The organism is Streptomyces sp. NPDC101219 (assembly GCF_044767675.1).
Classification (GTDB): domain Bacteria; phylum Actinomycetota; class Actinomycetes; order Streptomycetales; family Streptomycetaceae; genus Streptomyces.
This window is the reverse complement of the sequence record NZ_JBIWOK010000006.1, coordinates 204,342-218,743: the sequence shown is the minus strand read 5'-3', so window position 1 is coordinate 218,743 and position 14,402 is coordinate 204,342. Positions and strand designations below refer to the sequence as shown.

Here is a 14,402-nt window from a genome sequence, read left to right as displayed (position 1 = left end):
GCGCGCGCTCTTCCCATTTGGGCCCGCAGACCCCTAGCCACGGAGCGTATTCATAGTTTTACTATGAGTGACAGCAAGGGTCGGGGTCCCGGGGACAGGACCGACGAGAGCGCGATAGCGTCACCGCTGAACCACGTAGCGCGTTACCCGGGGGCGACCCCGGGGCCCTGAAACGCTTGTACCACCTTGGAGGTGAGGGTGTCCCAGATCGCAGGCGAGCCCGCGACCCAGGACTTCGTGGAAGTCCGGCTGCCGGCCGCGGGGGCCTACCTGTCGGTGCTGCGTACGGCCACGGCCGGCCTCGCGGCCCGTTTGGACTTCACCCTCGACGAGATCGAGGATCTTCGGATCGCGGTCGACGAGGCCTGCGCGATCCTGCTCCAGCAGGCCGTGCAGGGCTCCGTGCTGAGCTGCGTCTTCCGGCTCGTCGACGACTCGCTCGAGGTCACCGTCTCGGCGCCGACCACGGACGGCCACGCCCCCTCGCGGGACACCTTCGCCTGGACCGTGCTGTCCGCCCTGGCGGGCAAGGTCTCCTCCGCCGTCGACGAGGACAAGACCGTGTCGATCAGCCTCTACAAACAGCGCGGCGCGGGACCCGGGCCGGCGTGAGGAACGAGGACGGGCCGGTGCGGGACGAAGAACGCGGCACACGGGGGCTGCCCGCCGAGCGGACGCCGGCCGGCATCGACGGCATTCCCGAGCAGGCCCGGCCGCATCCGGAGGACGACCGCGCGGACACCGGCCCCCCGGGCGGCGGGCAGCCGGAGGGTGCCGCGCGGGACACGCCTGCGGCCGGACGGGACGGGGACGCCCCCGCCCGTGCGAGGCCGGCGACGGGGGACGAGGCGAGCGCTCGGGGAAGGGCGACGGGCGGGACCATGAACGAGCACGAGCGATACGCCGAGGGCGAGGCGCGGCAGACGCCGGCCGCACCGGCCGCGCACGGGGCGCCTCGCGCCCAGAGCGCGCGCGGCGCCCAGCACCATCCGCTGGACCGCAGCGGGGCGCGCGCGCTGTTCCTCGAACTGCGTGAGCTCCCGGACGGCAGTCCCGAGTACGCGGAACTGCGCAACCGGCTGGTGCGGATGCACCTGCCGCTCGTCGAGCACCTCGCGCGCCGCTTCCGCAACCGCGGCGAGCCGCTGGACGACCTGACCCAGGTCGCCACCATCGGTCTGATCAAGTCGGTCGACCGCTTCGACCCGGACCGCGGGGTGGAGTTCTCCACCTACGCGACCCCGACGGTCGTCGGCGAGATCAAGCGGCACTTCCGCGACAAGGGCTGGGCGGTGCGGGTGCCGCGCCGGCTGCAGGAGCTGCGTCTGGCGCTGACGACGGCCACGGCCGAGCTGTCGCAGCAGCACGGCCGCTCCCCCACCGTGCACGAACTGGCCGAGAAGCTGGCGATCTCGGAGGAGGAGGTGCTGGAGGGCCTGGAGTCCGCCAACGCCTACTCGACGCTGTCCCTGGACGTCCCCGACACCGACGACGAGTCCCCCGCGGTCGCCGACACCCTGGGCGCCGAGGACGAGGCGCTGGAGGGCGTGGAGTACCGGGAGTCGCTGAAGCCGCTGCTGGAGGACCTGCCGCCGCGTGAGAAGCGGATCCTGCTGCTGCGTTTCTTCGGGAACATGACCCAGTCGCAGATCGCGCAGGAGGTCGGCATCTCGCAGATGCATGTGTCCCGGCTGCTGGCGCGGACGCTGGCCCAGCTGCGGGAGAAGCTGCTCGTCGAGGAGTGAGCGGGCCCGGGGCCCGGAGGGCTACGTCCCGGCGTTGCCGGGCCCCCGGATGCCCAGGGCCCGGGTCGTCTCGGGGTTGACGAGCAGCACCAGCGCGGCCACCGCGACGACGGCCAGCGCGATCCCCGCGGGAATGGCCATACTGTCGGCCTGCAGGAGGTTGTAGGCGACCGGCAGCGCCAGAAGCTGGGTGATGACGGCCGGACCCCGGCTCCAGCTGCGACGGGCGAGGAGCCCGCGCGCGGCGATCAGCGGCAGCAGCGCGAGCACGACGAGCGTCACTCCGCCCGTGACGGCCTGCTGCCGGTCGTCCGGGTTGCCGGTGACCGCGAGCACGGCCATCCAGACACCACCCGCCAGCAGGCCGACGCCCTCCAGGGCGACGAGCACCGCCGCGTAGGTCAGGCGGCGCGGACGGGGTCCGGCGGTGTCCGCGGCGGCGGGGGCGGCGGGGGTCTGCTCACTGCTCACCCCTGCAGGGTAGCCCGCACGCGCCGGGCCGCGGGCGGGCCGCCCCGCCCGTGCGGCCCTCGGCCGGCTCCGCTCCGCCGTGACGATTTCCCCCTCGGCCTGGGCCGAGTACCGCCCGGTAGGTACTCTGCAACCCATGCGTGCACTTCTCGTGGTCAATCCGGCGGCAACCACCACAAGTGCGCGTACGCGCGATGTGCTGATCCATGCGCTCGCCAGCGAGATGAAGCTGGAGGCGGTCACCACCGAGTACCGCGGCCACGCGCGCGACCTGGGCCGGCAGGCGGCCGAGAGCAACGAGACGGACCTGGTGGTCGCCCTCGGCGGGGACGGCACGGTCAACGAGGTCGTCAACGGCCTGCTGCACGCCGGCCCCGATCCGGAACACCTGCCCGGCCTCGCCGTGGTCCCCGGCGGCTCCACCAACGTCTTCGCCCGCGCCCTGGGGCTGCCCAACCAGCCGGTGGAGGCCACCGGCGTCCTCCTGGACGCGCTGCGCGAGGGCCGGGAACGCACCGTCGGGCTGGGCCTGACCTCCGGGACGCCCGGCTCCGAGGACGAGGGCGTGCCGTCCCGCTGGTTCACCTTCAACGCGGGTCTCGGCTTCGACGCCGGGGTCGTCGGCCGGGTGGAGCAGCACCGGGAGCGCGGCCGGAAGTCCACGCACGCCCTGTACATGCGCCAGGTGGTGCGCGCGCTGTTCGGGGAACCGCACCGGCGGCACGGGGTGATCACGCTGGAGCAGCCGGGCGAGGACCCGGTGACCGACCTGGTGCTGTCCATAGTCTCGAACACGTCGCCGTGGACGTTCCTCGGCAACCGCCCGATCTACGCGTCCCCCAAGGCGTCGTTCGACCACGGGCTCGACCTGTTCGGCCTGCACCGGCTGTCGTCGGCCGCGGTTGCCCGGTATGGCACCCAGTTGCTCACTTCGTCCCCCGAGCGCGGACCCCGGGGCAAGCACGCCGTCTCCCGGCACGATCTGACACGCTTCACCTTGCATTCGAAGGTGCCACTGCCGCTCCAGATGGACGGTGACCACCTGGGACTGCGAACCAGCGTGACGTTCACAGGCGTTCGCCGTGCACTGCGTGTGATTGTGTGAGCAGAAGGGGCTAAAGTCCTTTCACTCGAACGTTTAGACCAGGGTCCACCCCATGGAAGTACGGCTGTGACCTAGTCGACACCGAAGAATCAAAAAAAACTTTCCGGAAGGGGTTGTATCCGCCGCTGAGGTTTGCGAGTCTCTACATGGCGATCGGGACGGCCCGCAACACCGGCCTCCACAGATCACCGGAACCCCTCTCCAAAACCAAGGACCTACGCCAGGGAACCTGGCGGTCGGCCCTTCCCTTGTTGAGGGATTCGTGAAAGCGTTCACATTCACAAGCAACCGCAGTAATACCAAGGAGAGGTAGCAGCCATGGACTGGCGTCACAACGCCGTTTGCCGCGAGGAAGACCCCGAGCTCTTCTTCCCCATCGGCAACACCGGTCCTGCGCTGCTGCAGATCGAGGAAGCCAAGGCCGTCTGCCGCCGCTGCCCGGTGATCGAGCAGTGCCTGCAGTGGGCGCTCGAGTCCGGTCAGGACTCCGGCGTCTGGGGTGGACTCAGCGAGGACGAGCGCCGCGCGATGAAGCGCCGCGCCGCTCGCAACCGGGCCCGTCAGGCTTCTGCCTGACACACCACCCCTGCTGACAGCCTGAGCTTGGCGGCGCGTACGGCGCGTACGCATCTCCCGCCCCCGAGCCGCAGCGCGCAGTTGAGCACTGGCCTCGGACCGCATCGCGGTCCGGGGCTTTTTGCTGTACCCCCGACCCCGACCCGCTCCGGCCGCCGTCCCGGTTCCGGCCCCGGCCCCGGCCCCGGCCCCGGCCCCGGCCGCCAACGACTCTGGCCGGCCCCCGGTCCCGGCGCCCCTGCGCCCCGGCGGTCACTTGTCCGCCCGCACCGGGATGTCGAGGATCACCCTCGTCCCCCGCTCCGGCGCCGGGACCATGTCGAAGGTGCCGCCCAACTCGCCCTCCACCAGCGTCCGCACGATCTGCAGCCCCAGGTTGCCCGCGGTGTGCGGGTCGAAGTCCTCGGGCAGGCCGACCCCGTCGTCCTGGACGGTGACCAGCAGGCGCGACTCCTTGGTGGTGCCGCCGCGGACCGCGGACACCTCCACCGTGCCGGTCTCGCCCTCCCGGAAACCGTGCTCCAGGGCGTTCTGCAGGATCTCGGTCAGCACCATCGACAGCGGGGTGGCGACCTCGGCGTCGAGTATCCCGAAGCGGCCGGAGCGCCGGCCGGACACCTTGCCCGGGGAGATCTCCGCCACCATCGCCAGGACCCGGTCGGCGATCTCGTCGAACTCCACACGCTCGTCCAGGTTCTGGGACAGCGTCTCGTGGACGATGGCGATGGAGCCCACCCGGCGGACCGCCTCCTCCAGTGCCGCCCGGCCGCGTTCGGAGCCGATCCGCCGCGCCTGGAGCCGCAACAGGGCCGCCACCGTCTGCAGGTTGTTCTTCACCCGGTGGTGGATCTCCCGGATGGTGGCGTCCTTGGTGATCAATTCGCGTTCGCGGCGGCGAAGTTCGGTGACGTCACGGAGCAGCACCAGCGAACCGATGCGGGTGCCCTTCGGCTTCAGCGGGATGGCCCGGAACTGGATGACGCCGTTGGCCTCGATCTCGAACTCGCGGGGCGCCCAGCCGCTGGCCACCTTGGCCAGCGCCTCGTCCACAGGGCCGCGGGAAGGCGCCAGTTCGGCGGTGGTCTGCCCGAGGTGATGGCCGACCAGGTCGGCCGCGAGGCCCAGGCGGTGGTAGGCGGAGAGGGCGTTCGGGGAGGCGTACTGGACGATGCCGTCGGCGTCGAGCCGGATCAGCCCGTCGCCCACCCGGGGCGAGGCGTCCATGTCGACCTGCTGATTCGCGAAGGGGAACGCGCCGGCCGCGATCATCTGGGCGAGGTCGGAGGCGCTCTGCAGATAGGTGAGCTCCAGCCGGCTGGGGGTGCGCACCGTCAGCAGGTTGGTGTTGCGCGCGATGACGCCGAGGACGCGGCCCTCGCGCCGCACCGGGATCGACTCGACGCGGACGGGGACCTCCTCGCGCCACTCCGGGTCGCCCTCGCGCACGATGCGCCCCTCGTCCAGGGCCGCGTCGAGCATCGGGCGGCGGCCCCGCGGCACGAGGTGGCCGACCATGTCGTCCTGGTAGGAGGTCGGCCCGGTGTTCGGCCGCATCTGCGCCACGGAGACGTAGCGGGTGCCGTCGCGGGTGGGAACCCACAGGACGAGGTCGGCGAAGGAGAGGTCGGAGAGCAGCTGCCACTCCGACACCAGCAGGTGGAGCCACTCGAGGTCGGTGTCGTCGAGGTCGGTGTGCTGGCGTACGAGTTCGTTCATGGAGGGCACCCGGTCGAGCGTACCGGGGGGCGCGCGGCCGGCCCGGAGACACCCGCGGGCCGCGGCGCCTGGGAGGGACCCTCAACCCTCCCGGCACCGCAGCCCGGAGCACTACCGGCCGGCGGGGTGTGCGGTCCCGGTCGGCCGTGGGAGGAGCCGGGGCAGTCAGGGCAGAGAGCTCCGGTTCCTCGGTCCGCCCTCCTGTGCGGGGAGGGCGAGCTCGTGGTGTTTCCGATCGTCCCGACGAGCGGGCGTTGTGACAAGGGATCGTCCAGCGATCGAACGCTTTGATCGATCACCCATGCAGCCCATTGTGGACTGGACCACTCTCCGTGTCCATGCGTGGGAGGGGGTTCGTCCGGCGGCTGCGACGACCGCGCATCACCCGCGGCCGTCCACCGTGCAGCCTAACCCGTACGGCCCTCCCGGCGGACCGCCCGGCCGGAGGGGTCCGGGCCGTGGAACGGTTAGCGCCGCGGGGGCTCACGTCGTACCCTGGTAAGTTCCAATTGGTCTAAACCACCGGCGGGAATCGGACCTTCGAGACCCCCGGATCCCGACCAGTCGAGTCCTTCTCACAGATCGGCAGGCCCAGCGTGGAAGTTGTCATCGTTCCGGATGCCAAGGCCGGTGGCGAGCTCATCGCCGACGCCATGGCGCAGCTCCTCCGGCGCAAGCCGGACGCCCTGCTCGGCGTGGCCACCGGTTCGACGCCCTTGCCCGTCTACCAGGCGCTGGCGGCGCAGGTGCGCTCCGGCGCCGTGGACACCTCCCGGGCCCGCGTCGCCCAGCTGGACGAGTACGTGGGGCTGCCCGCCGACCACCCGGAGTCCTACCGCTCGGTGGTGCGGCGCGAGGTGCTGGAGCCGCTCGGCATCCCCGCGGAGTCCTTCATGGGGCCGGACGGCGCCGCAGAGGACGTGCAGGCCGCCTGCGAGGCCTACGACCGGCAGCTGGCCGAGGCCGGCGGGGTGGACCTGCAGCTCCTGGGGATCGGGACGGACGGGCACATCGGCTTCAACGAACCCTGCTCCTCGCTCGTCTCGCGCACCCGGATCAAGACGCTGACCGAGCAGACCCGCATCGACAACGCGCGCTTCTTCGACGGGGACGTCGAGCAGGTCCCGCACCACGTCATCACGCAGGGCATCGGCACCATCCTGGAGGCCCGCCACCTGGTGCTGCTCGCCACCGGCGAGGGCAAGGCGGACGCGGTCGCCGCGACCGTGGAAGGGCCGCTGGCGGCGGTCTGCCCCGCTTCCGCGCTCCAGCTGCACCCGCACGCCACGGTGGTCGTCGACGAGGCCGCCGCGGCCAAACTGAAGCACGCCGACTACTTCCGGCACACCTTCGCCAACAAGCCGGACTGGCAGGGCATCTGATCCGGACCGGGCCGCACGGCGGTCCGGCCGGGGTCCGCCGGGGCCCCGGCCGGGCCCGTGGTGGCCTAGACCAGCATCCGGTCGCGGCGGTATACAGAAGGGATCACGGACCGTGCGGGGCGCATCCCCGCCCCCAGCCGTGCCACGATGTGAGCCGCGGCCGACGGGGATGTCGGTCGCTTCGGCACCGGTAGCCGGGAAGGCAGAGCATGAGCACCGACGTCAGCAGTGCGGAGAACGAGGGTGGGACTGCGGTCCGTACGGCGCGCGTGCCCAAGTACTACCGGCTGAAGAAGCACCTGCTCGACATGACCGAGACGGCGCCGCCCGGCACCGCGGTCCCGCCCGAGCGCACCCTGGCCGCCGAGTTCGACACCTCGCGCACCACCGTGCGCCAGGCGCTGCAGGAGCTGGTGGTCGAGGGCCGGCTGGAGCGGATCCAGGGCAAGGGCACCTTCGTCGCCAAGCCCAAGGTCTCGCAGGCGCTGCAGCTCACCTCTTACACCGAGGACATGCGCGCCCAGGGGCTGGAGCCCACCTCCCAGCTGCTGGACATCGGCTACATCACCGCCGACGACCGGCTCGCGGGGCTGCTCGACATCACGCCCGGCGGGCGGGTGCTGCGCATCGAGCGGCTGCGCATGGCCAACGGCGAGCCGATGGCCATCGAGACCACCCACCTGAGCGCCAAGCGCTTCCCGGCGCTGCGCCGCAGCCTGGCCAAGTACACCTCGCTGTACACCGCCCTCGCCGAGGTGTACGACGTCCACCTCGCGGAGGCCGAGGAGACCATCGAGACCTCGCTCGCCACCCCGCGCGAGGCCGGTCTGCTGGGCACCGACGTGGGCCTGCCGATGCTGATGCTCTCGCGGCACTCGCGGGACCGGGACGAGCAGCCCGTGGAGTGGGTGCGGTCGGTGTACCGGGGCGACCGGTACAAGTTCGTGGCCCGGCTCAAGCGCCCCCAGGAGTGAGCCCCGCCGGGCCCCGGGGAGCCTCACCGGGGTCACGGACGAAACCGGCGGAATCGGGTGGTTGACAGGGATTCCGTTGCTGTTGCCTTGCGTTTGGGCGGCGTTGGGATACCGCTGTCCGGACGGGGGTTACGGCTCCGTTACGCGCGCCCCTAGATTTCCTGCGCATCACGCCGGAGATCAGTGAGGGGACGGAACTGCCCGATGTCGAAAGCACCGGAAGAACCACCCGCGGAGCCCGTGGTGACGCCCGTCCGCGTCGTCATCGCCCTCTGCCTCAGCGCACCGTTCGTGGCCATGCTGTGGGTCGGGTCGTACGCGAAGACCGATCCCGTGTTCATCGGCATCCCGTTCTTCTACTGGTACCAGATGCTGTGGGTGGTCATCTCCACGGCGCTGACGATGACCGCGTACCAGCTGTGGAAGCGTGACCAGCGCGCCCGCCGCGCCCAGAGGGGCGGTGCGCAGCAGTGAACGACGGCGTGAACGGCGTGGCACTCGCCGTCTTCATCTTCTTCTTCGTCCTGGTCACGGCCATGGGATTCCTGGCCGCGCGCTGGCGCAAGGCCGAGAACGCGGACAACCTGGACGAGTGGGGTCTGGGCGGCCGGTCGTTCGGCACCTGGGTGACCTGGTTCCTGCTCGGCGGCGACCTGTACACCGCGTACACCTTCGTGGCCGTGCCCGCGGCGATCTACGCGGCCGGCGCGGCGGGCTTCTTCGCGGTGCCGTACACGATCCTGGTGTACCCGTTGATCTTCACCTTCCTGCCCCGGCTGTGGTCGGTGTCGCACAAGCACGGCTATGTGACGACGTCGGACTTCGTGCGCGGCCGGTTCGGCTCCAAGGGGCTGTCGCTGGCGGTCGCCGTGACCGGCATCCTGGCGACGATGCCGTACATCGCGCTCCAGCTGGTCGGCATCCAGGCCGTCCTCGACGTGATGGGCATCGGCGGCGGCGAGCACACCAACTGGTTCGTCAAGGACCTGCCGCTGCTGATCGCGTTCGGTGTCCTGGCGGCGTACACGTACTCGTCGGGGCTGCGGGCGCCCGCGCTGATCGCGTTCGTGAAGGACACGCTGATCTACCTCGTCATCGCGGTGGCGATCATCTACATCCCGATCAAGCTGGGCGGCTTCGACGAGATCTTCGCCAAGGCGGGCGCGGCCTTCGACGAGACCAACCCGGCGACGGGGGCCCCGCGCGGCGCGCTGGTGCCCGGGGACGCGGGTCAGTGGACGTACGCGACGCTGGCGCTGGGTTCGGCGCTCGCGCTGTTCATGTACCCGCACTCGATCACGGCGACGCTGTCCTCGCGCAGCCGTGAGGTGATCCGCCGCAACACCACGATCCTGCCCCTGTACTCGCTCATGCTGGGTCTGCTCGCGCTGCTCGGCTTCATGGCGATCGCGGCGGGCGTGTCCGTGCAGAACGGCCAGCTCGCGATCCCGCAGCTGTTCGAGGACATGTTCCCGGACTGGTTCGCGGGCGTGGCCTTCGCGGCCATCGGCATCGGGGCGCTGGTGCCGGCGGCGATCATGTCGATCGCGGCGGCGAACCTGTTCACCCGCAACATCTACAAGGACTTCATCCGGCCAGACGCGACACCGGCGCAGGAGACCAAGGTCTCCAAGATCGTGTCGCTGCTGGTGAAGGTGGGTGCGCTGGCCTTCGTCCTGACCATGGACAAGACGGTGGCGATCAACTTCCAGCTGCTGGGCGGCATCTGGATCCTGCAGACCTTCCCGGCGCTGGTGGGCGGCCTGTTCACCCGCTGGTTCCACCGCTGGGCGCTGCTCGGCGGCTGGGCGGTCGGCATGGTCTACGGCACGGTCGCCGCATACGGGGTGGCGTCGCCGACGCAGAAGCACTTCGGCGGCTCGGCGAAGGAGATCCCGGGCATCGGCGAGATCGGCTACATCGGTCTCACCGCGTTCGTGATCAACGTGCTGGTGACGGTGGTGCTGACGTTCGTCCTGCGGGCCGCCAAGGCGCCCGAGGGCATCGACGAGACGCAGCCGCAGGACTACACGGCGGACGCGGGCGACCCGGGCGTGAAGGTGGAGCTCCCGCCGGCGACGGCGGGCAGCGCGCACTGACGCCCCCGAGGGGCGAGGGGCGGCGGGCCGACGGCGGAAACCGGCGGCCCCCCGCCCCGTGCCGGGGCAGACTCGCCCCATGGACATCACCATCCGCCGCGCCCTGCCCGCCGAGTACGCGACGCTCGGCGCGCTCACCGCCCGCGCCTATCTCGACGACGGGCTCCTCGACTTCGGGGAGAGCGACGCGTACCTGGGCGAACTGAGGGATGTCGCGAAGCGGGCCGCGGCGGCCGAGGTGCTGGTCGCCGTGGAGGGCGATCCGCCGCCCGGCGGCCGGGTGCTGGGCGGGGTGACGTTCGTGCCGCACGGCGGGCCGATGGCGGACCTGGCCGGGGCCGGCGAGGCGGAGATCAGGATGCCGGCGGTCGACCGGGCCTCCCGGGGGCGGGGCGCCGGGGAGGCCCTGGTGCGGGCGTGCGTGGACCGGGCGCGGGCCCTGGAGGGCTGCGTGCGGGTCGTGCTGTCGAGCCAGACCAGCATGCGGGCGGCGCACCGGATCTACGAGCGACTGGGCTTCGTCCGCGCCCCGCACCGGGACTGGAACCCGCTCCCGCACGTGGACGACCTCAGGCTGCTGTCCTACGAGCTGACGCTCTGACACCGGCGCTCCGGCACCGGGCGCGCCACAAGATATGGGGCTGTCCGCAACGCCCGGCACAAGATGTATGCTCATGCTCGTTGTCGCCGCAGGGGAATCCGGTGCGAATCCGGAACTGTCCCGCAACGGTGTACTTGTGCGTGTTCGCGTCCCCACGCGTCCCCGCACGGGCTTCAGTCCGAGGACCTGCCGACAGTGCGCCCGGCCGTCCGGCCCGGGTGCTCCGACGTCCGGGCCTCGCGGAATGGGCCGGTGGACGCACGACGCCGTGCGCGTCCCGTGCTGCCCCCTGCCCTCGACGAGGCCCCGTGCCGAGCGAGGGAGAGCCCCACGTGACCATCGCGCCAGCGGATCCGGTCTCAGCCAGCGACGTACCCCCCAAGGGCGACGGCCCGGGTGCCGCGCTGCTGCGCACCCTGACCGTGCTGACCGCCGACCTCACCGACGCCGACCCCGGCCGGGTGGCCGCCGCCGCCCTGCGCGGCCGGTCCGCGCGGGCGGACGAGGCGGAGCTGCGGGAGCTGGCCACCGAGGCCGCCGCCGGGCTCATCTCCGAGGACCCCGCCTACTCCCGCCTCGCCGCCCGGCTGCTGACCCTCGCCATCCGCGAGGAGGCCGCCTCGCAGGGCGTCACTTCCTTCACCTCGTCCGTGGCCACCGGTCACCGCGAGGGCCTCGTCGCCGACCGCACGGCCGCGTTCGTGCGCCGGCACGGGGACCGGCTGGACGCCCTGGTCGACACCGCGGCCGACGACCGCTTCGGCTACTTCGGGCTGCGCACCCTGCACAGCCGCTACCTGCTGCGTCACCCGATCACCCGCAAGGCCGTCGAGACCCCGCAGCACTTCCTGCTGCGCGTCGCCTCCGGGCTCGCCGAGGACGACAGCGCCCGGTCGGTGGACGAGGTGGCCGCGCTGTACGGGCTGATGAGCCGCCTGGACTACCTGCCGTCCTCCCCCACCCTCTTCAACTCCGGTACGCGGCACCCGCAGATGTCGTCCTGCTACCTGCTGGACTCCCCGCGGGACGAGCTGGACTCGATCTACGAGCGCTACCACCAGGTGGCCCGCCTCTCCAAGCACGCGGGCGGCATCGGCCTGGCCTACTCCCGCATCCGCGCCCGGGGTTCGCTGATCCGCGGCACCAACGGGCACTCCAACGGCATCGTCCCGTTCCTGAAGACGCTGGACGCCTCGGTCGCCGCGGTGAACCAGGGCGGGCGGCGCAAGGGCGCGGCGGCGGTCTACCTGGAGACCTGGCACGCGGACGTCGAGGAGTTCCTGGAGCTGCGCGACAACACCGGTGAGGACGCCCGCCGTACGCACAACCTGAATCTGGCGCACTGGGTGCCGGACGAGTTCATGCGCCGTGTGGACGCCGACGCCCCGTGGTCGCTGTTCTCCCCGGCGGACGTGCCGGAACTGGTGGACCTGTGGGGCGAGGAGTTCGACGTCGCCTACCGGGCGGCCGAGGCGAAGGGCCTGGCCCGCAGGACGCTGCCCGCGCGGGAGCTGTACGGCCGGATGATGCGCACCCTTGCGCAGACCGGCAACGGCTGGATGACCTTCAAGGACGCGGCCAACCGCACCGCCAACCAGACGGCCACGCCCGGACACGTCATCCACTCGTCCAACCTGTGCACGGAGATCCTGGAGGTCACCGACGACGGGGAGACGGCAGTCTGCAACCTGGGGTCGGTCAACCTGGGCGCGTTCGTCGACCCGGAGGCGGGCGACCTGGACTGGGAGCGGCTGGACGCGACCGTGCGCACGGCCGTCACGTTCCTGGACCGGGTGGTGGACATCAACTTCTACCCGACCGAGCAGGCGGAGCGTTCCAACGCCCGCTGGCGGCCGGTGGGACTGGGGGCCATGGGCCTCCAGGACGTGTTCTTCCAGCTCCGGCTGCCCTTCGACTCCCCCGAGGCGCGGGCGCTGTCCACCCGGATCGCCGAGCGGATCATGCTGGCCGCCTACGAGACGTCCGCGGACCTCGCGGAGCGCAACGGCCCGCTGCCGGCCTGGGAGCACACCCGGACCGCCCGCGGCGTGCTGCACCCCGACCACTACGCGACGGACCTCGCGTGGCCCGAGCGGTGGGCGGCGCTGCGCGAGCGGATCGCGCGGACCGGGATGCGCAACGCGCTGCTGCTGGCGATCGCGCCGACGGCCACCATCGCCTCGATCGCGGGCGTCTACGAGTGCATCGAGCCGCAGGTGTCCAACCTGTTCAAGCGCGAGACGCTGTCGGGTGAGTTCCTCCAGGTCAACTCCTACCTGGTGGACGACCTGAAGCGGCTCGGCGTGTGGGACGCGCGCACGCGTGAGGCGCTGCGCGAGGCGGGCGGCTCGGTGCAGGGCTTCGCCTGGATCCCCGAGGAGGTGCGCCGTCTGTACCGCACGGCGTGGGAGATCCCGCAGCGCGGACTGATCGACATGGCCGCCGCGCGCACCCCGTTCCTGGACCAGTCGCAGTCGCTGAACCTGTTCCTGGAGACGCCGACCATCGGGAAGCTGTCCTCGATGTACGCGTACGCCTGGAAGCAGGGGCTGAAGACCACGTACTACCTGCGGTCGCGTCCGGCGACCCGCATCGCCCGCGCCGCCCGGGCCCAGAGCCCGGCGGCCGTCCCCGTCCCGCAGGCGGCGCCCGACGACGCCGTCGCCTGCTCCCTGGAAAACCCCGAGTCCTGCGAGGCCTGCCAGTGATGACCAGCCCCACCCGTACCCAGAACCTGCTCGACCCGGGCTTCGAACTGACGCTGCGCCCCATGCGCTACCCCGATTTCTACGAGCGCTACCGGGACGCCATCAAGAACACCTGGCACGTGGAGGAGGTCGACCTCCACTCCGACGTGGCCGACCTGGCGAAGCTCAGCCCGTCCGAGCAGCACCTCATCGGACGGCTGGTGGCGTTCTTCGCCACCGGTGACTCGATCGTCGCGAACAACCTGGTGCTGACTCTGTACAAGCACATCAACTCCCCCGAGGCCCGGCTGTACCTGTCCCGGCAGCTGTTCGAGGAGGCGGTGCACGTCCAGTTCTATCTGACCCTGCTGGACACGTACCTGCCCGACCCGGAGGACCGGGCGGCCGCCTTCGCCGCGGTGGAGAACATCCCGTCCATCCGGGAGAAGGCCGCGTTCTGCTTCCGGTGGATGGACTCGGTGGAGAAGCTGGACCGGTTGGAGAGCCGGGCGGACCGCCGGCGGTTCCTGCTGAACCTGATCTGCTTCGCGGCCTGCATCGAGGGCCTGTTCTTCTACGGCGCCTTCGCCTACGTGTACTGGTTCCGCAGCCGCGGCCTGCTGCATGGCCTGGCGACCGGGACCAACTGGGTGTTCCGCGACGAGACGATGCACATGTCCTTCGCCTTCGACGTGGTCGACACCGTGCGCAAGGAGGAGCCGGAGCTGTTCGACGAGCAGCTGGGGCAGCAGGTGACGGACATGCTGCGGGAGGCGGTCGAGGCGGAGCTGCAGTTCGCGCGCGACCTGTGCGGTGACGGCCTGCCGGGGATGAACACCGAGTCGATGCGGCAGTACCTGGAGTGTGTCGCCGACCAGCGGCTGACCCGGCTGGGCTTCGCGCCGGTGTACGGCTCGGAGAACCCGTTCTCGTTCATGGAGCTGCAGGGCGTCCAGGAGCTGACCAACTTCTTCGAGCGGCGGCCGTCCGCGTACCAGGTCGCCGTGGAGGGCACGGTCGACCTGGACGAGGACTTCTAGGGGACC

At 71.3% G+C, this 14,402-nt stretch carries 13 protein-coding genes and 1 riboswitch; of the genes, 11 read left to right on the top strand and 2 right to left on the bottom strand.

What is annotated here, in order from left to right:
* Window positions 1-198 precede the first annotated feature (198 nt).
* A complete protein-coding gene (locus ACIRPP_RS14000; protein WP_129306657.1) occupies window positions 199-612 on the top strand; it encodes an anti-sigma regulatory factor in 414 nt (137 codons plus the stop codon).
* Complete coding sequence (locus tag ACIRPP_RS13995; protein WP_403641616.1) at window positions 609-1,745, top strand: RNA polymerase sigma factor SigF; 1,137 nt, start codon at window positions 609-611, stop codon at window positions 1,743-1,745. The genes ACIRPP_RS14000 and ACIRPP_RS13995 overlap by 4 nt, the downstream gene beginning before the upstream one ends.
* A gap of 21 nt (window positions 1,746-1,766) precedes the next feature.
* Here ACIRPP_RS13995 and ACIRPP_RS13990 read toward each other — a convergent pair whose 3' ends face one another.
* A complete protein-coding gene (locus ACIRPP_RS13990; RefSeq protein WP_403641613.1) occupies window positions 1,767-2,216 on the bottom strand; it encodes a hypothetical protein in 450 nt (149 codons plus the stop codon).
* A gap of 136 nt (window positions 2,217-2,352) precedes the next feature.
* Here ACIRPP_RS13990 and ACIRPP_RS13985 point away from each other — a divergent pair, with 136 nt between their 5' ends.
* The gene (locus ACIRPP_RS13985; RefSeq protein ID WP_403641610.1) at window positions 2,353-3,321 is read left to right on the top strand and encodes a diacylglycerol/lipid kinase family protein; all 969 of its coding nucleotides are present in this window, start codon (window positions 2,353-2,355) and stop codon (window positions 3,319-3,321) included.
* 318 nt (window positions 3,322-3,639) lie between these two features.
* Window positions 3,640-3,897 (top strand): WhiB family transcriptional regulator, encoded by a 258-nt coding sequence (locus ACIRPP_RS13980; protein WP_003992873.1) that lies wholly within the window; start codon window positions 3,640-3,642, stop codon window positions 3,895-3,897.
* Between the two features lie 252 nt (window positions 3,898-4,149).
* Here the strand turns inward: ACIRPP_RS13980 and ACIRPP_RS13975 are convergent, their stop codons facing one another.
* On the bottom strand, window positions 4,150-5,613 hold the full coding sequence (locus ACIRPP_RS13975; protein WP_403642175.1) for a sensor histidine kinase: 1,464 nt from the start codon (window positions 5,611-5,613) through the stop codon (window positions 4,150-4,152).
* Between the two features lie 596 nt (window positions 5,614-6,209).
* Here ACIRPP_RS13975 and nagB point away from each other — a divergent pair.
* From nagB to ACIRPP_RS13940, 7 genes are all read left to right on the top strand, one after another.
* Window positions 6,210-6,995, top strand: a complete 786-nt coding sequence (gene nagB, locus ACIRPP_RS13970; RefSeq protein WP_403641607.1) for a glucosamine-6-phosphate deaminase — start codon at window positions 6,210-6,212, stop codon at window positions 6,993-6,995.
* Between the two features lie 209 nt (window positions 6,996-7,204).
* On the top strand, window positions 7,205-7,969 hold the full coding sequence (locus ACIRPP_RS13965) for a GntR family transcriptional regulator (RefSeq protein WP_403641604.1): 765 nt from the start codon (window positions 7,205-7,207) through the stop codon (window positions 7,967-7,969).
* Between the two features lie 204 nt (window positions 7,970-8,173).
* The gene (locus tag ACIRPP_RS13960; protein WP_164333873.1) at window positions 8,174-8,443 is read left to right on the top strand and encodes a DUF3311 domain-containing protein; all 270 of its coding nucleotides are present in this window, start codon (window positions 8,174-8,176) and stop codon (window positions 8,441-8,443) included.
* Window positions 8,440-10,068, top strand: coding sequence for a monocarboxylate uptake permease MctP (gene mctP, locus ACIRPP_RS13955; RefSeq protein ID WP_403641601.1), 1,629 nt, complete (start codon window positions 8,440-8,442; stop codon window positions 10,066-10,068). The genes ACIRPP_RS13960 and mctP overlap by 4 nt, the downstream gene beginning before the upstream one ends.
* Window positions 10,069-10,147: 79 nt before the next feature.
* Window positions 10,148-10,669 (top strand): GNAT family N-acetyltransferase, encoded by a 522-nt coding sequence (locus ACIRPP_RS13950; RefSeq protein ID WP_403641598.1) that lies wholly within the window; start codon window positions 10,148-10,150, stop codon window positions 10,667-10,669.
* A gap of 60 nt (window positions 10,670-10,729) precedes the next feature.
* A riboswitch (cobalamin riboswitch) is annotated at window positions 10,730-10,878 on the top strand.
* A 123-nt stretch (window positions 10,879-11,001) separates the two neighbouring features.
* Window positions 11,002-13,377: a ribonucleoside-diphosphate reductase subunit alpha gene (locus ACIRPP_RS13945; RefSeq protein WP_403641595.1), complete on the top strand. Its 2,376-nt coding sequence runs from the start codon at window positions 11,002-11,004 to the stop codon at window positions 13,375-13,377.
* A complete protein-coding gene (locus ACIRPP_RS13940; protein ID WP_403641592.1) occupies window positions 13,377-14,396 on the top strand; it encodes a ribonucleotide-diphosphate reductase subunit beta in 1,020 nt (339 codons plus the stop codon). The genes ACIRPP_RS13945 and ACIRPP_RS13940 overlap by 1 nt, the downstream gene beginning before the upstream one ends.
* Window positions 14,397-14,402 lie beyond the last annotated feature (6 nt).